Annotated in this window: 16 protein-coding genes; 6 read left to right on the top strand and 10 right to left on the bottom strand. The window is 69.7% G+C overall.

What is annotated here, in order from left to right:
• The 4 genes from AB0M47_RS02615 to AB0M47_RS02600 all read left to right on the top strand — a co-directional run bounded on the left by AB0M47_RS02615 (position 1) and on the right by AB0M47_RS02600 (position 3,648).
• Positions 1-810 (top strand): arginine deiminase-related protein, encoded by an 810-nt coding sequence (locus AB0M47_RS02615; protein ID WP_363407177.1) that lies wholly within the window; start codon positions 1-3, stop codon positions 808-810.
• Positions 811-818: 8 nt separating this feature from the next.
• Positions 819-1,523 carry a BPL-N domain-containing protein gene (locus AB0M47_RS02610; RefSeq protein ID WP_363407174.1) on the top strand — a complete coding sequence of 235 codons (705 nt, stop codon included), beginning with the start codon at positions 819-821 and terminating at the stop codon, positions 1,521-1,523.
• Positions 1,520-2,872 (top strand): heparan-alpha-glucosaminide N-acetyltransferase domain-containing protein, encoded by a 1,353-nt coding sequence (locus AB0M47_RS02605; RefSeq protein ID WP_363407171.1) that lies wholly within the window; start codon positions 1,520-1,522, stop codon positions 2,870-2,872. The genes AB0M47_RS02610 and AB0M47_RS02605 overlap by 4 nt, the downstream gene beginning before the upstream one ends.
• A gap of 158 nt (positions 2,873-3,030) precedes the next feature.
• Positions 3,031-3,648: a BPL-N domain-containing protein gene (locus tag AB0M47_RS02600; RefSeq protein ID WP_363407168.1), complete on the top strand. Its 618-nt coding sequence runs from the start codon at positions 3,031-3,033 to the stop codon at positions 3,646-3,648.
• Between the two features lie 31 nt (positions 3,649-3,679).
• Here AB0M47_RS02600 and AB0M47_RS02595 read toward each other — a convergent pair whose 3' ends face one another.
• The 10 genes from AB0M47_RS02595 to AB0M47_RS02550 all read right to left on the bottom strand — a co-directional run bounded on the left by AB0M47_RS02595 (position 3,680) and on the right by AB0M47_RS02550 (position 15,454).
• Entirely contained in the window at positions 3,680-4,705 is a 1,026-nt protein-coding gene (locus AB0M47_RS02595; RefSeq protein WP_363407165.1) for a hypothetical protein, read from the bottom strand.
• A 73-nt stretch (positions 4,706-4,778) separates the two neighbouring features.
• The gene (locus AB0M47_RS02590) at positions 4,779-7,418 is read right to left on the bottom strand and encodes a phospholipase D-like domain-containing protein (RefSeq protein WP_363407163.1); all 2,640 of its coding nucleotides are present in this window, start codon (positions 7,416-7,418) and stop codon (positions 4,779-4,781) included.
• A 27-nt stretch (positions 7,419-7,445) separates the two neighbouring features.
• Entirely contained in the window at positions 7,446-8,987 is a 1,542-nt protein-coding gene (locus tag AB0M47_RS02585) for a metallophosphoesterase (RefSeq protein ID WP_363407160.1), read from the bottom strand.
• Positions 8,984-9,799 (bottom strand): carbohydrate ABC transporter permease, encoded by an 816-nt coding sequence (locus AB0M47_RS02580; protein WP_363407157.1) that lies wholly within the window; start codon positions 9,797-9,799, stop codon positions 8,984-8,986. Before AB0M47_RS02580 ends, AB0M47_RS02585 begins: the two co-directional genes overlap by 4 nt.
• A complete protein-coding gene (locus AB0M47_RS02575) occupies positions 9,796-10,734 on the bottom strand; it encodes a sugar ABC transporter permease (RefSeq protein WP_363407154.1) in 939 nt (312 codons plus the stop codon). Before AB0M47_RS02575 ends, AB0M47_RS02580 begins: the two co-directional genes overlap by 4 nt.
• Before the next feature lie 5 nt (positions 10,735-10,739).
• A complete protein-coding gene (locus tag AB0M47_RS02570) occupies positions 10,740-11,555 on the bottom strand; it encodes an inositol monophosphatase (RefSeq protein ID WP_363407152.1) in 816 nt (271 codons plus the stop codon).
• A complete protein-coding gene (locus AB0M47_RS02565; protein WP_363407149.1) occupies positions 11,552-12,241 on the bottom strand; it encodes a glycerophosphodiester phosphodiesterase in 690 nt (229 codons plus the stop codon). The genes AB0M47_RS02570 and AB0M47_RS02565 overlap by 4 nt, the downstream gene beginning before the upstream one ends.
• A gap of 14 nt (positions 12,242-12,255) precedes the next feature.
• Positions 12,256-13,593, bottom strand: a complete 1,338-nt coding sequence (locus tag AB0M47_RS02560; RefSeq protein ID WP_363407146.1) for an ABC transporter substrate-binding protein — start codon at positions 13,591-13,593, stop codon at positions 12,256-12,258.
• A gap of 227 nt (positions 13,594-13,820) precedes the next feature.
• Positions 13,821-14,444, bottom strand: coding sequence for a DUF47 family protein (locus AB0M47_RS02555; RefSeq protein WP_363407144.1), 624 nt, complete (start codon positions 14,442-14,444; stop codon positions 13,821-13,823).
• A 5-nt stretch (positions 14,445-14,449) separates the two neighbouring features.
• A complete protein-coding gene (locus AB0M47_RS02550) occupies positions 14,450-15,454 on the bottom strand; it encodes an inorganic phosphate transporter (protein ID WP_363407141.1) in 1,005 nt (334 codons plus the stop codon).
• A 201-nt stretch (positions 15,455-15,655) separates the two neighbouring features.
• Here AB0M47_RS02550 and AB0M47_RS02545 point away from each other — a divergent pair, with 201 nt between their 5' ends.
• Both AB0M47_RS02545 and AB0M47_RS02540 read left to right on the top strand, forming a co-directional pair.
• Positions 15,656-17,155: an FGGY family carbohydrate kinase gene (locus tag AB0M47_RS02545; RefSeq protein ID WP_363407138.1), complete on the top strand. Its 1,500-nt coding sequence runs from the start codon at positions 15,656-15,658 to the stop codon at positions 17,153-17,155.
• Between the two features lie 106 nt (positions 17,156-17,261).
• Positions 17,262-18,044, top strand: a complete 783-nt coding sequence (locus tag AB0M47_RS02540; protein ID WP_363407135.1) for a DeoR/GlpR family DNA-binding transcription regulator — start codon at positions 17,262-17,264, stop codon at positions 18,042-18,044.
• Positions 18,045-18,082 lie beyond the last annotated feature (38 nt).

Below are 18,082 nucleotides of genomic sequence, written 5' to 3'. Positions count from 1 at the left end.
ATGAACACCGAACTGCTGGTATCCGACGCCGCCCACTTCCGCATCGACTACGAGATCAATCCGTACATGCACACCGAGGTCCAACCCGACCCGGCCGCGGCCGCCGCCGAGCTCGACGAGATCGTCGCCGCGCACCGCCTGGCGGGCCGCCGAGTCGAGTACGTGCCCTCCGCGCCGCACTGCCCCGACATGGTGTTCACCGCCAATGCCGCCGTCGTCCGAGGCAACCGGGCAGTCCTGGGTTACCCGCCGCCGGAACGCAAGGCGGAGATCCCGTACTTCCACGATTGGCTGACCGGCCGGGGGTTCGACGTCCTCGACGCGCCTTTCCCGTTCAGCGGTCAGGGCGACGCGCTGGCCTGTGGCGACCTGCTGCTCGCGGGGTACGGGCAGCGTACCGATCGCGGCATGCACGCCGTGCTGGCCAAGGAACTGCGCTACGAGGTGGTGCCGCTGCGTACCGTCAGCCCGCGCTGGTACGACCTCGATCTGGCCGTCGGGGTGATCGACACGCGGACGCTCGCGTACTGCCCGCAGGCCCTCGACCTGCCGAGCTGCGGGCGTCTGCAACGGCTCGGCCTGGACCTGATCGAAGTCGGGATCGACGAAGCCGCACAGTTCGCGCTCAACCTGATCAGCGACGGCACCACCGTGACGATGACCCGCCACGCACCCCGGCTCGCCGCCGTGCTGCGCGGACGCGGCCTGCGCGTGCTCGAACTCGACACCACCGAACTGGCCAAGGGCGGCGGCGGCGTCCGCTGCACCGCGCTGACGCTGGACAACCCGTCCCCGCGAGAACCGTCATGAAGCCGGCGATGCCCGACACCCGGCGGCTATCCGGGCCGACGTCGCTCCGGGACGCGCCGATCGCACTGGTCTACCGGGGACCCGCGTCCCTGCCCGGCTGCCCGGAGGCGGCGGCGCGACTTCTGAAGACCAGCCCACGGGGTTTCGACGTACGCTACGCCGGCCCCTACGAGGACTTCCCACTGTCCGCGAAGACACTGGCCGGGGCGTCGCTCTACGTGCAACCCGGCGGGGACACGCTCGCCGACGCGTACCGGCACATGCGCCGCCACCGCAAGGACATCCGCACATTCGTCCGCGGTGGTGGCCGGTACCTGGGCATCTGCCTCGGTGGCTACCTCGCCGGCGCGACGCCGGGGTTCGCCTTGCTGCCCGGCGACACCGACCAATACATCGCCTCTCGCGGAGCCACCGTCGACTCCGAGGACGACACGCTCGTCCGCGTCTCGTGGCGGGGCCGGGAACGGACACTGTTCTTTCAGGACGGACCGTACTTCCGGACCCGCCGCGACGCGGACGTGACAGTCGTCGCCACCTATTCCAACGGCGCCATCGCAGCCATGGTGGCCGGGTTCGGCGCGGGCCGGGTCGCCGTGGTCGGTCCGCATCCGGAGGCCGACGAAGGCTGGTACGCCGACGCGAAGCTGGACTCCGGCGGCGTCCTCGGCACCGACCTCGGGCTCGACCTGGTGGACGAGGTTCTGACGCCATGACCGATCAGGCCCTGAAACCGCGTGCCGGCGAGGCAGCCGCACCACCACCGACCGCACCCGTACCGGCCGACGACCGGCGACGGATTCTCGCGGTCGACGCAACCCGGGGCGCGGCCCTCCTCGGCATGATCGCCGTCCACTCGCTCAACGACACCGACGCGCTCGGCCAGCCGACCTGGTCGACGACGATCTTCTCCGGACGGGCCGCGGCGGCGTTCGCGGTCCTCACCGGCGTCACCATCGCGTTCCTGACCGGCCGCCGACGCGTACGCGCATCGGCCGCGCTGCCCACGATGACCGCGCTGCTCATCCGGGCGCTGGCGATCGCAGCGATCGGGTTCGCCCTGGGCTACACGGACGCCGCGACCGCCACTGTGATCCTGCCCTACTACGCGGTCATGCTCCTGCTCACGATCCCGCTGGTCTTCCTGCCGACCTGGCTGGTCGCGTTCACCGGGGTCGCGGTGGCCGGCGGGATGCCGGTGCTCACCCACCTCTGGCTCCCCCGCCTGACGGGGCCGACCCAGCCGAACCTCACGTTCGGGTGGTTGTTCACGCATCCGCTCGAGTCGCTCACCCAACTGTCGATCACCGGCATGTACCCGGCGCTGACGTGGATGGCGTACCTGTGCGCGGGCATCGTCATCGGGCGGCTGAACCTGGCCAGGCTGCGTACGGCCATCGCCCTGCTCGCCACCGGGACGGTGTTCGCCGTCGCGGCCGCGGTGACCGCGTCGCGCCTGTCGCAGCTCGCGCTGGAACACATCTGGCCGGCCCAGTACGCCAGCACGCTGGACGAATACGAGACGCTCGACATGCTCAACCTCGGCGGCGACGGCACCGCGCCCACCTCCACGTGGTGGTGGCTCGCGATCGACTCCCCGCACACGGGCACCCCGCTCGACCTGCTCGGCACCACCGGCACCGCGGTCGCCCTCCTCGGGATCATGCTGCTCCTCGCCCGGATCGCCCGTCCCACCGCGCTGCGCTGGCTGGTGGCCGCGGTGCAGACGCCGCTGGGCGCGGCCGGCAGCATCACGCTTACCCTATATACCCTGCACACGGTGTTCATGAGCTCGAGCTACGACACCTACACGCCGACCACCGGGTTCCTGGTGCAGCTCGGCGGGGTGCTGCTCCTCGGGCTCTGCGTACGCGCGACGATCGGCAAGGGTCCACTCGAAGCGCTCGTCACCGCGCTGACCCGAGCAGGCCGCCGGTGGACGACACCGGCCTCGCGCCGCCAACGACGAACACAACCCCACAGGACCTCGGCGAACGCGCCCGTCGCCGGCCAGCCAGGTGGCGATCCCGCCACGATCCCCGTCAGCTCGGAGGCATCACGGTGAATCGGCGACAACTACTCATTGGCGGGGCCGCCGTCGGCGTCGTGGCCGCGGCGTCCGGCATGGCCTGGTTCAGAGAGGCCAACCGGCCTCCGGCGGAGCCGCAGCCCCTGGCCCTGATCTATCGCGGCGGCGCGTCCTGCTCCGGATGCTCGGAGTCCGTGGCTGCCCTCCTGCGCTCCGGCCCCACGAAGTTCCGCACCGCGTACTGCGGCCCCGACGAGGACCGCCAGATCTCACCGGACGAACTGGCCGAAGCCACCGTCTACGTCCAGCCCGGCGGAGGCCAGGTCAACCGTACCTGGCGTCAGCTGCGTGACTACAGCTCCTACGTCCGCGACTTCGTGGACAACGGCGGCACGTATCTCGGGTTCTGCCTCGGGGCCTACCTCGCCGCCGGCAATCCCGGATTCGGGCTGCTGCCGGGAGACGTCGGCCAGTACATCGGCACTCCCGGCGCCAGCACCGACAGCGACGACGACACCGTCATCCCGATCACCTGGCGCAGCCAGCAACGCCATATGTACTTTCAGGACGGACCGCTGTTCCGGCTCGACGACGGCGCCGCGGCGACGGTGCTCGCCACCTATGACACCGGCGCGCCGGCCGCCGTCGTCGCTAGTTTCGGCTCGGGGCGCGTCGGCGTCGTCGGGCCACACCCGGAAGCCGACCAGGGCTGGTACCGCGATGCGCGCCTGACCAACCCGGACGGCATCCGCTTCGACCTCGGCTATGACTTCGTCGAGACCGCCGTGTACGGGCAGCTGCCGACCAAATGACTCACCGGTGCCCCGCGACCCATCCGACCGATCATCTCCGGGACAGGTACTCCCGCAGCTTCCGCGGCCACACTTCGACCTCCCGGTCGATCCAGTCCGCGGCGTCGGCTGGATACGCCTCAATCCGGTTCCAGCCGGCCTTCTCCAGGGCGCGGCCGCGTAGCACGTCGTGTTCGAGTTCGCGCTGAAGCGGATACGACCAGTGCATCAGCCGACCGCGCAACTGCCCGTCGACGACCAGTTCGGGCCGCGCCGACCAGCGCCTCCTGCTTCCGGCGACGGCCATCTCCAGCAGGAAGGAGTCCGGGTACGCCCACCGCGCGTCAGTCACCACGATCGCCGACCCGGTACGCATCAGCATCGGCCCGGTCGTGGCTTCGAACAGCGCTGATCTGATCTCGTCGTCTGCGATGTCGATGCGCTGGACCAGCTCTGCCGCCTCGGGCGCGTCGACGTCGCCGTACACGCGGTAGAAAGATGCGGCGATCCCCTCCGCCAGCGATGCGTGCAACGCGGGAACCTCTGCCGCCGCGAGGAAGAGCGAACGTTTGCGTGGCCACGGCAGCGGGCCTCCCGCGCGCAGCAGCCACTGTGACTGCGCCAAGGGCACCTGCGCCAGCAGCTGGTCGAACACCTCGTCGACGATGCGATGATCCTCGAAATAGTCGACGTTGAGGGCGAGCCGGGCCGACTCGGCGACCGGCTCCGGACCGTGGACGAGCATCGCGGCGAACTGGCGCACCATCCAGTCCCGCAGGATCCGGCCGGCGCCGTTCCAGACGAAACGCAGGTACATCAGCGCGGAGTACGAGGGATTGGTCTGATGGAACAGCACCAGGACGGCTGCGGTCTCCGGCGACGCGTCGTCGAGGTAGACGTCGTGTCCGTCGGGTTCGGCCGATCCGCTCTCCCTGGCGGCTACGAGCGCCTCGTCGAGCTCTCGGTCCACGGTCGCCCGGTCGATCCCCAGCGCGACAAGCTCATGATCCCAAGCGGCGCTGCCGATCGGCGGCGGAGCCGTCGAAGCTGTCAGAGCCGGAGAAGGCGGGCTGGACACCGGCGAAGGTTACCTCGCCGCCGAGCCGGGCGGTCGGCAGGAACCGCCCGGCTCGTGGCTTCGTTCGTTCCAATCAGCAGGTCTGTGCGCAGTTGCGCAGGCCGTAGCGGAGGTAGAGCTGGGTGCCGCCGTTGCCGTCCCAGTCGTCGACGTAGACGACCGTCAGGGTGCCGTTCTGGTCGACGCCGATGGCGGGGTCGTCCTGCCGGTTGGCCGTGAAGACGCTCAGCCGGCTCTCGGGGAACAGGTTCGTCGTCGCGCCGGTCGGCCCGATGCCGCGGGCCCAGACCTCCGACCCACTGCTCGCGCTGGTGAGCCCGGTGGCCTGTCCCGTCTCGTGCCAGGTCACCACGGCGTTGCCGGTCCCGTCGACCGCGACGTCCGAGTGGGCCTGACGTCCCACCCGATCTGACTGGTACGCCGTCTGCGTCGTCACCGCGTACGCGCCGGTGGTGTCCACCGACCAGGTGTAGATGGGGCCGCTGACGGTACGCGCCGCGAAGGCGGCCGTCGTGCCGGTGAACCCACGCACGTAGATCTGTTGTTGCGGGTTGCCGTCGGACCCGGTTCGGCCGGTGTAGTCGTCGGTCCACGTGGCGTACCAGGTTCCGCCGGATCCGATCGCCACCGCGGGTTCCCATTGCTGGCCGTCGGACAGGTCACCGGTGTGCACGGCGACGATGGAGCCGAAGACGCCGGCGAGGGTGCCGGTGATGCCGCGGATGCTGTAGCCGCCGTTGCCGTCCTCGTCGTCCTCCCAAGCCAGCACGGTGGTACCGGACGAGTTCACCGCGACGTCCGGCTTGTGATACGTGCCGCCGGCGACTGCTTGGACCGGCACGTCATAGCCACTGGTCACTGTGGAGAGCCGGGCGTCGGCGGCCGAGAAGGAGGCGTAGCGGATCGAACTGGCGCCCGCGGTGGACAGGTCTTCCCAGGCGACCGCGAACCGGCCGTCCGGCACCACCGCGACAGACGGCTGGCTCTGGTCCCCGTCAGCCTGGCTGTTGACGTTGACGATCGAGGTCATGGTGCCGTCGGGGTGTACCCGGCGGGATCGGATCTCATATCCGCCGTTGCCGTTGCTGTCGTCGGCCCACACCACGACGGCGTCGCCGTTGGACGCCAGCCCGACGTCGGGTGTCTTGTAGTTCCAACCGGTGCTGCCACCGGTCCGGACCACGACCTCGGACTGGCGTACGCCGTCGACGAACCGGCCCAGCCGGATCTCGTTGCCGGTGCCGGTGAGCAGGCCGGAGCTGAAGGCGACCACGCTCGTGGTGTGCCCGTCGGTGCCGCGATAGGAGGCTACGGCGGGTTCGAACTGGTCGCCGGTCGCGCTGGCGTTGGCCGTCGAGAAGACGGCGTCGGGATAGCGAGACGGGGCGATGTCGATGACGGCGGTCTTGATCGCGTCGTAGTCGGCGACGAATCCGTTGTAGACGGTGGCGTCGTCCGCCCGGATCAGGGTTTCGTCGTTCTTCTTCAGTGCGCCGTTGGTCAGGTTGTGCGATCCGGTGTAGACGTACGCGTGGGTCGAGCCGTCTTTGCGGGACACGCCTTGAGTGAGCAGGTACTTCGAGTGCGCACTGCCGTCGGAGCACTCGCTGTTGACGCCGGAGCCCACTGCGAAGAACGACTGCCGGCAGCCGCCGGGGTCCATCGAGTACACCCGGATGCCCCGGGCGGCCAGGCCCGCGATCGCGTCCTGATGCTCGCCGGTCGCCACCTCGACCGTGCAGCCGGCGTCGGCCTTGTCGCCCAGCGCGTCGATGACCTCCGGGCGGGCGGCCCGGAAGCTCCACATGACCATCCTGATGATGTCGTCGGTGGCGGTCGTCGAGCACTGCACGTCGTCGATGGCCGCCGCGAACACGTCGTGGCGGGTGCTCTCCGGGCTGAAGGACGAGGTGATCTCGGTGTCCTCGGCGGTGCTCGGAGAGTTGCGTGGGGAGAACCAGATCCGGAACGCTCCGGCATCCACATGCCCGGTCTCGTACACCTTGGTGGTGCCGGTGACGGCCACCTTGCGGGCGGCATAGTCGCGGTACGCCGTGGCCAGCGCGGCGTTGCCGGAGACCTCCACCATGTTCTGGAACATCTGCTGCTGCGGATTGGTCGGATTGTTCGACGCGACCACGGTCACGTCGGTGCGTCCGTCCGACAGCGCGCTGAACACCCAGAACTTGTTGTGGTCGATCCCGACGCCGCCGCCGGCGCAGGAGGCGTAGCACTGCTTCACCCAGGACCCGGTCGCGCTCGTGGAATACGCGGGCAGCCCGGCGACAAGCGAGTCGACCTGCACCGACTGGTCGCAGACCGCCGGGTCGCCGTCGGTGCACGCCTCGATGAGCAGCCGGACCTTGACGCCACGAGCGTGCGCGGCCAGGAGATGGTCGGTGATCGCCTGGTCGGTGAAGGTGTACAGGGAGGCGTACAACGTGGAGCCGGCGGAGGACGCCTGGACGAGCGAGTCGATCTCGTCGCGCAGCCCGGTCGTCTGGTACGGGGTGAACTGCGACCCGGTCTTGTAGGGGTCGGGCGTGGCGTACGCCGAGTCGGGCACCGGGTCGAGGTTGGGCCGCAGGAACAGGACTTTGGTGGAACCGCTGGTGACGGTGACGGTGCTGGCCGCGGCGAGGCCCGGGGTCAGTACCCCGGAACCGGTCGCGGTCAGGACCACCAGAGCCAGTGCCAGGAGGGGGCGGCGCATTGTGCTCCCTTCGGTGGGTGACGTGCCTCAGGAACGTGCGGGAAGGCGCAGCCGGACGTTGCGGTCCAGGGCGCCACCGACCGCACCGGTACGCCCGGCGCGGACGGCGTCGTTGTAGGCCAGCTCGCGGTGCAACGAGGCCAGCCAGGTCGACGTGTAGCGGTCCGCGCCGGGGACGGCGGGCGCCACGTGGTCGATCAGGGTGCTGGTGATGCAGAGGCCGCCGTCGCGTTCGCGGGCGATCTGCAGGGTCCGGGCCTGCACGGGCCAGTCGGCGATCGCCGCGGTGGTCACCTCGTAGAAGCCGCCGCCGTCGCCGCGATGGTGGGCCACGATCCGGTTGGCGTGGTGGTGGCCGTTGAGCCACAGGATCACGTTGCGGCAGCCCACCGCCAGCCGCAGCAGCTCATCGGCGTACGCGCGCTCGCCGGGATGGTCCGGGCAGACCCCGTAGCCGTTGCGCAACGAGCTGGTGGCGTGATGTGAGGCGAGCACGATCAGCGGATCGTCCGGGCCTTGGGCTCGGAGCTGGTCGGCGAGCCAGTCCAGTTGCGGCTTGTCGATGCTGCCGTCCCAGTGCCCGTGCGGATTGTCGGTGTTGAGCACGACGATCCGCAGCCCCGGCACGGGGTCGTAGCTGTAGTAGGCGGTGCCGTCGTGTTCGTTGCCGGCGGTGAAGCCGTGCCCGGCCGGCCGGGCGGCGGGATGCCGGTGAGCGAGCACGAAATCGGCCGCGGAGGCGAACGCGCGGCCGGGCACGGCCGGCACCGTCCGGGTGGGACCGGACAGCAGCGTCATCGGATCGGTGAGGAACTGCTGCAGGGCCTGCCGTGTCTCCGGATCGGGCAACGCGATCGGTTTGCCGTCGCCGGTCGCCAGTGCGGCGAGCGCGGCTCGCCCAGGTCCGGTCGCGGTGGAGCCGCCGACGAGCAGATCGTGGTTACCGAGGCAGGCCAGCCACGGATGGCCCAGACCCGGTGCGGTGAACGCGGTGGTGGCAGCCTCCAGCAGACCCGGATGGGTGGGATAGCCCCACATCTGCTTGTACCGGTCGTCGCCGGGGTCTGGCTGCCAGTACCAGGGGTCGGCCCAGTCCAGGCGTTGCGGTCCGTGATAACCGTGCGGGCTCAGCTCGACCCGGCCCCCGTCGAGCAGCGCGAGATACGCCGACAGTTCGTTGGTCTGGGCGTTGTCGATGTTGTCGCCGGTCACGACGCAGACGTCGAGGTCGAGGCCGGCCAGCGTCTGGATCATCGCCGCGGCCGCGTGCGGGGCAAGCGCCTCGTGGGGCCGGAAAACCCAGTCCACCAGGCCGCCCCAGCCGTCCGCGCCGGCACCCGTACGCATCGCGAAGTCCAGCCGAGCGGGCGTTCCGGGGTCGACGATGTGCAGGTCGGTCAGGTGGCCGAGGGTGGCGATGACGGTGTGGTCGCCGCTCGGCGCCGGACCGGGCACGAAGTCGGTCCGCGTGGAGTGGACTTCGCCGGGGGCGAATCGCAGCCGATGGTAGGGGGCGGCCGTGCCGGTGCCGGCGACCTCGCCGACGGCCAGGGTACGTTCGACGGTCATCGCACCGCTCCTGCGGTCAGTCCGCGCACGAGGTGGCGCTGGAACAGATAGATCATGATCAGCATCGGAATGATGGCGAGCACGACGCCGGCGAAGATGACATCGGGTGCCCGCTCCTCCACGGAGTTGAGCTGGGCCAGGCCGATCTGCAGGGTCTGCATCTTCGGGGTGCTGGTCACCAGCAGCGGCCAGAAGTAGTGGTTGTAACTGCTGATGAACGCGTGGATCGCCAGCGTGCCCAGGGCCGGCCGGGACAGCGGCACGAGGATCTTCCACAGGAACCGCAGATGACCACAGCCTTCGACTTTGGCCGCCTCCCAGACCTCGCGGGGGAAGCTCAGGAAGAACTGCCGCATCAGGAAGGTGCCGAAGCCGGCCGCGAGGAAGGGCAGGAACAGCGCTGGGAAGGTGTTCATCAGGCCCCAGTCGGCCATCGTCAGATAGTTCGGAATGATCATGGACTCGGCGGGTACCGCCATGGTCGCCAGGAACATGCCGAACGCGAGCTTCTTGAACGGGAAGTTCAGGAAGGCGAAGACATAGCCCGACAGCACCGAGGTGACCAGTACGCCGGCCACGATCGCCAGCGATACCAGGATGCTGTTGGCGTACTGGCGTCCCAGCGGGATCGCGTGCAGCACGTCGGCGAAGCTGCTCGCGTGCAGGCTGGTCGGGAACAGAGCGGGCGGGAACCGTGTGAGGTCGTCGCGGCTCATCACCGAGCCGGCCACCGCGTAGTACAGCGGGAAGACCACCATGGCGACGAGGACGACGAGGCCGGCGACGGTACCGGCGCGGCGCAGCCGGATCACGAGTAGAACACCTTCCGTTGCAGCACCCGGAACTGGATGGCGGTGATGGACATGACCAGCAGCAGGAGCACGACGCCTTGCACGGAGGCCAGGCCGAAGTCGGACGCGCCGAAGGCGAAGGCCGACTTGTACAGGCCGTAGACCAGCGTGGTGGTCGCACCGTCGGGTCCACCGCCCGTCATGATGTTGATCTCGCCGAAGGTCTGCAGTGAGCCGATCGTCGAGACGACGAGCATGAAGAAGATGGTCGGCGTGAGCAGCGGCAGGATGATGCCGCGCAGGATGCGCCATCGGCCGGCGCCGTCCAGCCGGGCGGCCTCCAGCAGCTCCTCCGGGATGGCCTGGAGCCCGGCGGAGAACACCAGCACCGCGTAGCCGAGGTCCCGCCACACCGACACCGCGGCGACGCTCGGCAGCGCGGTCGCGGGGTTGGTCAGCCAGTCCACTCCGGACAGGCCGAGATGGCTGAGGATGCCGTTGAACACGCCCAGGCTCGGGCTGTAGAAGGCGTCGAACACCACGGCGGCCGACGCCGCCGAGAACGCGAACGGCGTGGCCATCAGAGTGCGGAAGAAGCCGACCCCTTTGACCTTGGCCTGCAACGCCACCGCCAGCGCGAGCCCGATGACCACGGTCGGCACCACCGTGCAGACCGCGAACAGCACCGTGACCGGCAGCACGCCGCGCAGTTTCGGATCGCTCAGGAAATCGGCGTACCGCTCGAAGCCGACGAAGTTCGTGGCGTTGCCGAAGATGTCGCTGCCATGCACGCTCAGCCAGATGGTGCGACCCAGCGGGTAGAAGACGAACAACGCGAAGACGATCGTGGACGGCACGAGGAACGCCGCGGCGATCGCGATCTCAGCCGGCCGGTACCGCGGTCGCCGCCGTCCGGGCAGCGCTCCGGCGATCGCCGGCGCCGTTCTTTCCACCACGGTCGTCATGACGCACCGACTGCCGCCGCTGGGGCTGCGGCGCGCCACAGCCCGAGGATCTCGTCAGCGGCACCGGGAACAGCGGCCAGTATGCCGTCGGCCGGCACGCCTTCGTCCACGCCGTCCTTGGCAGAGACGTGGGCTCCGCCTTCGCGGGCGATCAGCGCTCCGGCAGCGACGTCCCACAAGTTGTACCGGCCCGGCAGCAGCGCCCCGGCCGCCCGGCCGACGCCGACGCTGGCCAGGGCCAGGGCGCAGGAGCCCATGATGCGGGTCGCCCCGAAGCGGGCCGCGACCTGCGTGAGCACGTCGAACATGCCCGGCCACGGCTGATTGCCCGACCACTCGGTGAGCAGGATGCCGCCCGCCAGGCCGGTGGCTGATCCGCATCGGGCCGGCTCGCCGTCGATCCACGCGCCGCCGCCGCGCACGGCGCTGAGAACCTCGGCGCGGGCGGCGTCCGCGACGACGCCGACGGCTACGCCGTGCTCGTCGTAGCCGGCCAGGCTGAACGATGCCCAGGGCAGGCCGTGGACGAAGTTGGTGGTGCCGTCGATCGGGTCGACGTACCAGGTGAAGGTTCCCGTCGAGGGGCTGTCGGCGGCGCCGTACTCCTCGCCGATCACCCGATGCTGCGGGTAGCGGCGGGCGATCTCACTCCGGGTGTGGCGCTCGATCGCCTGGTCGAAGGGTGTCACCCAGTCAGCGAGGTCCTTCTTGGTCGCGGCGTCGTCCGGCTGCGGCTTGCTGGCGGCCATCGTCGCCATCGCCGTTCGGGCCAGGTCCACGGCGAAGTCGTGCAGTTCCTGCAGATTGCTCATGATCGGTTCGCATTCGTCAGGGTCGGCCGCACCGCGGCCAGGTCATTGCTGATGAGGCCTTCGACGTCCCAGGCCAGCGCCCGCTCGGTGGCGGCCGGGTCGTCCACGCAATAGGTCCACATGCGATACCCGAGGCCGGCGGCGTGGTGGACGGACTGTTCGGTGAGGCTGTCGAAACGCAGGTTGAGCGCCTGCGGCCGGACCGACTGCAACAGATCGTCGGGCGGCAGGTCCGGGCCGACCCAGGACAGCACGATCTCCGCCTCGGGCAGGTGCTCGCGGACAACCGTGAGCACCTGCCATTCGCCGATGAAGACCGACCTGTCCAGTGCGCCCGCCGCCCGCAGCGTGGTGGCGACGGCAGGTACCAGCGCCGGCTCCTTGTTGTCGACGACCAGCCGGATCGGCACGGTCTCGGCGACCTCGGCGAGCGTGGGGATGCGCTCGTCGGGATCACCGGTACGCAGCCGCCGCAGCTCGTCGAGGGTCAGCTCGCCGGGCGTACGGGGCACGCCCCAGAAGCGTTCGAGGGTCCGGTCGTGCAGCAGGATCGGCGCGCCGTCGCTGCTGGAGCGGACGTCGAACTCCACGGCGTCGGCGCCGAGCTCGCTCGCCAGCCGCAGGGAGGGGAGGGTGTTTTCCGTCCGGAGCGTGGGAGCGCCCCGGTGTCCGACGAGTGTCGTCACGGTGAGGTGCTCCTTCAGCTGCCGACGGACTTGTTGTACGCCGCGATCACGTCGGACATGGAGGTCTGGGCGTCGGTGATCGCCTTGTCGGCGGTGGACTTGCCGAGGATCACGGACTCGATGACGTCGTTCATCTTGTCCCGCGCCTGCGGCATGACGCCCATGAGGCAGCCGCTGCTGGGCGGGGTGGCGGCGGCGTCACGCAGCTCGGCTCCGGGCTTGGCGAAGTCCGGGTAGGTGGCCAGGACGTCGGTGAATTCCTTGGTCTGCGCGGCCGTCGTCACCACCGGGATGTATCCGGTGTGCGCGGCCCAGTAGCCCTGCGCTTCGGGCGAGGCGAGGTACTTGAGGAACTCGCCGGCCGCGGACTGCTGCGCCTTCGGGTGCCCGGCCATCGTCCAGATCGACGCGCCGCCGTTGAACACGCCGCTGGGCTGGGTGCCGTCGGGCCGGATGTAGTTGGCGACGCCGACCTCGAACTTGGCGCCCTTGATGATGTCGCGCAGGTTGGCGGAGGTGAACGGCAGCATCGCGGCGCGGCCGGCCTGGAACGCCGCCGACGCGTCGGTGTTGTTACGGCCGACGTTGAGCAGGTTGCTGTCCTTGACCAGCCCCGCCCAGGTGGTGACCACGCTGCGGAGCTGGTCGTTGTTCCAGCTCACCGAGGTCGACCGGCCGGACCGGCCATTGTCCTGGTCGCAGTACTGCACGCCGCCGGCGGCGAGCATCTGCTCCACCAGCCAGCCGTCGATGGAGGCCACCACGCCGTACTGCGTGACCTTGCCACCGGAGCTCACGGTCAGCTTCTTGGCCGCCTCGGCCAGCTCGCTCATGGTGGTCGGCGGCTTGGCGGGGTCCAAGCCGGCGTTCTTGAACGCGGTCTTGTTGTAGAACAGCATCGGTGCCGAGGCGTTGAACGGCAGCGACTGCAGCTTGCCGCCGATCGTGTAGTACTTGGCGATGCCGGGCTCGATCGTGTCGGTGGCGATGCCGGCCTGGGAAGCCATCTCGGCGAACGGCACGGTGGCCTTGGTGTCCACCATGAGCTGAGTGCCGATCTCAAAGACCTGCACCAGGTTCGGCGTCTGCCGCGACTGCACCGACGCCTTGAGCTTGGTGAGCGAGTCGTTGTACTTGCCCTGGTACGTCGCCTCGACCTTGATCTTGCCGGTGTGCTGCTGGTTGAACTGGTCGACCAGGTAGGCGACGGCCTCGCCGTTGGCGCCGGCCATGGAGTGCCAGAAGGTCACGGTCTGCTGCCCGTCGGCGGCGGCGCCGTCGCCGTCGCCGCACGCGCTCAAGCCGAGCACGGTCACCGCGGCCAGTGCCGCGGCGAGGTGACGTCTACTCAACATTGCTTCCTCCAGATAAGCCGCCGGGCCGCGGTGAGGGGTTGCGGCCAGCATGAGCGGCACATGTGAGATTTAACATCCAGAACGTTGTTTTCACAAGAGTTTCATCATCGCGGACCATGGTCGAAACAGAATGCCGAGGTGAAGCGACGTTATCGGGCCGGTTCACGCTAGGCAAGATCACTTTTCGGCAGCGAAAAGTGCACATAGATTGCGCGAATTTCACATCACTGGAAACGCTTCATCACGCCATCGGCCAATGCGTCGGCAGCCGCCGCCAGACGCTGGCCGGCCAGGTCGAGGCGGCCCAACAGCAGGATCGTCACGAGGTCGCGCCCTGGGACAGGCTCGCCCAGCAAGTCCGAGACAGCCAGCTGGTAGGCCGCCCGCACGCCCGGCTTCTTGGCGGCCACCGCCGCGAGCGCCGCCTCACGCGGCCCGGTCGCCAACAGTCCCACCGCCACGTCCAGCCGGCTCAGCGCGTCGGCGAGCCGATCCAGCACCGGCCCGTACAGGGGCCGCGGCAGTTCGCCGAACAGGTCGAACTCGCGCACGAAGTCGCGTACCGCGTCGAGCACGTCGTCGACGCCGCGGGAGAGCCGGAACAGATCCTCACGGTCCACCGGCGAGGTCACGCTGCGGCGCAGCCGTCCGATCAGGTCCCCACGGCGGGCGTCGCCCTCATGCTCGATCTCTGCGACGAGCTGCCGGGCCACGGCCGGCGGCAGTTGGCCGTCGACGAGCCGGTGGGCCAGCGCGACCCCACGGGCGGCACAGCTGATCTGCGCGCTCACGTGGCCGACCAGCGACCTGTCGTTGCCTGAGGACAGTTCCCTGACCAGCCCCGGCACCCGGCTCAGGACACCGCCGACGCCACGAGCGCCGCGCCCACGCCACCGGCCAGGAAGGCCACGGGCAGCGTCAGCATCCACGCCCGGCCCAGACCCAGGACCTTCAACCATCGAACTCTCCTCGCACCTCGGGAAAGCCCGGCTCCCACGAGGGCGCCGGACATCGACTGCGTCATGCTCACCGGAGCGCCGACGGCCGCGGTGCCCAGAACGACGCTGGCGCTGGACAATTCGGTCAGCACGACACCGTCCTGGCGGGCCACCGCCAGCCCGCCACCCAGCGGCCCCAACCGGCGGAGGCCAAGCGCGCCACCGATCAGGAAGCACGCTGCGATCACGGCCGCGACCAGCGGCGAACGCGCGTACCGGTCCGGTCCGCCACCGAGCAGCACCGCGAACACCGCGATCATCTTCTGCCCGTCGTTCGCGCCGTATGCCAGGCAGATCGCCCCGAATCCGCCCAGGTGCAGCCATCGCAGGCGGCGCCCGGCACCGCCTCGGTCGCGCGCGGTCGGCGGCAGCGCTGCCAGCAGACGTCCGGCGAGCAGCGCTACGGCTGCCCCTACCAGCGGCGCCACTGCCGCTGCGCCGAGCACCCTGGCCACCACGGCCCAGTCGACGGCGGCCGCCGCGCTTCCCATCAGCCGCCCGCCCAGGCCGGCTCCGGTGATTCCGCCGATGAGCGCGAGCGTCAGGCTGGTGGGCAGGCGGCGGGCCGCGAGCGACACCGTCACCGCGACCGCCGCGACGATGCCGCACAGGACCTGAGCACGGGCTGACCCGCCGGCGGCGCCGGAGGGGACGAGCCGGCTGTCCAGGGTGCTGGCGACCGCCGTTCCGACGAGGACCGGTGTCGCGATCACGGCCACGGTGAGCAGCATCAACGCGGCCGACGGACGCAGTCCTCGGATACCGACACCGACGCCTACCACGACACCCGCGTCGTTGAAGCCGGTGAAGGTCGCGAACAGGGCGGCGATGCCAAGGACGGCCGCGGAAGCAAGCGACACGAGACCTCCGAGATGTGAAGATTTCATCGACATATGTGGCATTCGAGGAATTGTCGTGCGCTGGCAGTCAACCGCCGAGCGGCTACATAACCCCAGTAAGAGAAGGGAATCGAGTACCGCTCGGCTAGCACGAACGTTAAGTCGATGTTATCATAACGCCCGCAAGTGTTCACTTCATAGGAACGGGAAGCTGCGGCGCGCATGGGAACAGAGCATCCGACCGGCCCCGATCTCTGGGCCGGCGTCGACGTCGGGACGCAGAGCCTTCGCGTCCTGCTGTCCGACGAGCACGGCACCGTCGTCGGCCGAGGAGCCGGACCGCTGAGCAGCGTCCGAGCAGGCGACCGGCATGAACAAGACCCCGAGCAGTGGTGGCGGGTGTTAGGTGTGGCAAGCCGCCAAGCGCTGCGCGACGCGGAATCGACTGGAACACAGCCGGACCGGCGGGTGCGTGCCATCGCCATCTGCGCCACCTCCGGCACCTTCCTGCTCGCCGACGACACCGGACACGCACAGACGCCTGGGCTGATGTACGACGACGCGCGAGCCGCTGCCGGCTTCGACGCCGACCGCTGGCGCGCCCTGGACCACCCGGCCCAGCCGACCTGGCCGCTCCCCCGCCTCGCCTGGCTGATCCAGCATGGGTCGCCAGAACTGCGCCAAGGACTGGCCAGCGGGCGGCTGGGGCTCCGGCACTGCGGCGATCACCTGGCCGAACGTCTGGCGGGACACCGGGTCGCCACCGACTGGAGCCACGCTCTGAAGACCGGCTACGACGCGGGCAAGCAAGCCTGGCCGGCCCCGCCGATGGAATACCTCGGCCTGCCCGACCGGGCGCTGCCCGAGGTCGTGCGGCCCGGCACCACCATCGGCCGGGTCAGCACGTCCGGCGCCGAGCACACCGGATTCGCCGCCGGGACCCCGATCCGCGCCGGGATGACCGACGGCTGCGCGGCCCAGATCGCCGCGGGCGCCCTCGCGTCCGGCTCATGGAACTCGGTCCTCGGCACGACGCTGGTCGTCAAGGGCGTCACCGACCAGCCGGTCGACGACCCGGCGGGGGTCGTCTACAACCATCGCCACCCCGACCACGGCTGGCTGCCGGGTGGCGCCTCCAGCGTCGGCGCGGGCGTGCTCGAACGCTGGTTCCCCGGCGCCGACCACGACGTACGCGATGCCGCGGCAGCCCGATTCGAGCCCGCCGGCGGTGTCCTGTATCCCCTGGCGGGACACGGCGAACGGTTCCCGTTCCTTCGTCCCGACGCGACGGCCTTCGAGTCTGGACGCTTCACCGACGACGACGATCGGTACGCCGCCACGCTGCAGGCCGTCGCCTACGTCGAGAAGCTGACCTACGCCCACTTGAGCAGGCTCGGGGCGACCGTGGGCGGGCGGCACTACATCACCGGCGGAGCGACTCGAAGCCGCTACTGGAATCAGCTCCGCGCCGACATCCTCGGTGTCACCCTCGAATTGCCCGCCACCGCTGAACCGGCCTTCGGCATGGCCGTGCTCGCCGCCGCCGGCGACGGACTGCTCAGCGACGCCGCCCACCGCATGATCCGGCGGGGCACTCCGATACCGCCTCGCCCGACCGCCGGCGATCGGTTCCTCTCCGCGTACGCGGCCTTCGTCGACGCGTTGACCGCCCGCGGCTGGATCGACGAAGGCCTGGCCCGGCACGCACTGGCGAGCGCGTGAAGACTGGCGTCCTCGCCCGGCTGGGCCTGGCCGACGGCGCCACGCCGTCCTGTCTGCCGGCCTGCAACGGCCGGTCATGAAGGGTACGAATAGGAAGATGGCAGGCATGACGAGCGAACCGACCGACCGCAGCCGCCCAGCCCAGCGTCAGACGGAGATCTTCGAGCATGTGATGCAGCACGGCTCCGTCGCCGCCACCGATCTGGCCGACCTGTTCCACGTCAGCCTGATGACCATCCATCGTGACCTGGACGAGCTGGAACGGCAGGGGGTGGTCAGAAAACACCGTGGCGGCGTCAGCGCGCAGCCGTCCAGCGTCTTCGAAAGCAACGTCTCCTACCGGCTACGTGCGGCCCGGGCCGAGAAGATCGCCATCGCGCACAAGGCCCGCCAGCTGATCGAGCCCGGCATGGCGATCATGCTCGACGACTCCACCACGACGCTGGAGCTGGCCCGCCTGCTGGAGGACGCGGCCCCCCTCACCGTGATGACCAACTTCCTGGAGACCATCAAGCTGCTCAGCACGATCCGCGGCATCCGGCTGCTCGCGCTCGGCGGCGACTACTTCCCGACCCACGACTCGTTCCTCGGCGTACCGTGCGTCGACGCCATCGAAGCGCTGCGCGTCGACATGCTGTTCGCCTCCACCTCGGCGATCTCCGGCAGCTACACGTATCACCAGGAGCAGGAGATCGTCCTGGTCAAACGAGCGATGATCCGTGCGGCACAGCGCACCGTGCTGATGGCCGATCACACCAAGATGGGCCGCGTCGCCCTGCACCGTCTCGCTCCGCTGTCCGACATCGATCTGATCATCACCGACACCCAGGCCTCCCCTGAATCCCTCGTGGAGATGCGGGAGAACGGCGTGCGATATGAGATCGCCTAGCCCACCGATCCCCCACGTCGTCGGCCACCCTCGACCAC

This window comes from Hamadaea sp. NPDC051192 (genome assembly GCF_040682475.1).
In the GTDB taxonomy this organism is placed as follows: Bacteria; Actinomycetota; Actinomycetes; order Mycobacteriales; family Micromonosporaceae; genus Hamadaea; species Hamadaea flava.
The sequence above is the reverse complement of the archived record's forward strand: the minus strand, read 5'-3'. Positions and strand labels throughout refer to the sequence as shown.

Excerpts from the sequence above, each read along its gene's own strand:
- AB0M47_RS02570 (WP_363407152.1), bottom strand. The coding sequence starts at position 11,555 with ATGAGCAATCTGCAGGAACTGCACGACTTCGCCGTGGACCTGGCCCGA.
- AB0M47_RS02615 (WP_363407177.1), top strand. The coding sequence starts at position 1 with ATGAACACCGAACTGCTGGTATCCGACGCCGCCCACTTCCGCATCGAC.
- AB0M47_RS02605 (WP_363407171.1), top strand. The coding sequence starts at position 1,520 with ATGACCGATCAGGCCCTGAAACCGCGTGCCGGCGAGGCAGCCGCACCA.
- AB0M47_RS02590 (WP_363407163.1), bottom strand. The coding sequence starts at position 7,418 with ATGCGCCGCCCCCTCCTGGCACTGGCTCTGGTGGTCCTGACCGCGACC.
- AB0M47_RS02585 (WP_363407160.1), bottom strand. The coding sequence starts at position 8,987 with ATGACCGTCGAACGTACCCTGGCCGTCGGCGAGGTCGCCGGCACCGGC.
- AB0M47_RS02540 (WP_363407135.1), top strand. The coding sequence starts at position 17,262 with ATGACGAGCGAACCGACCGACCGCAGCCGCCCAGCCCAGCGTCAGACG.
- AB0M47_RS02545 (WP_363407138.1), top strand. The coding sequence starts at position 15,656 with ATGGGAACAGAGCATCCGACCGGCCCCGATCTCTGGGCCGGCGTCGAC.
- AB0M47_RS02610 (WP_363407174.1), top strand. The coding sequence starts at position 819 with ATGCCCGACACCCGGCGGCTATCCGGGCCGACGTCGCTCCGGGACGCG.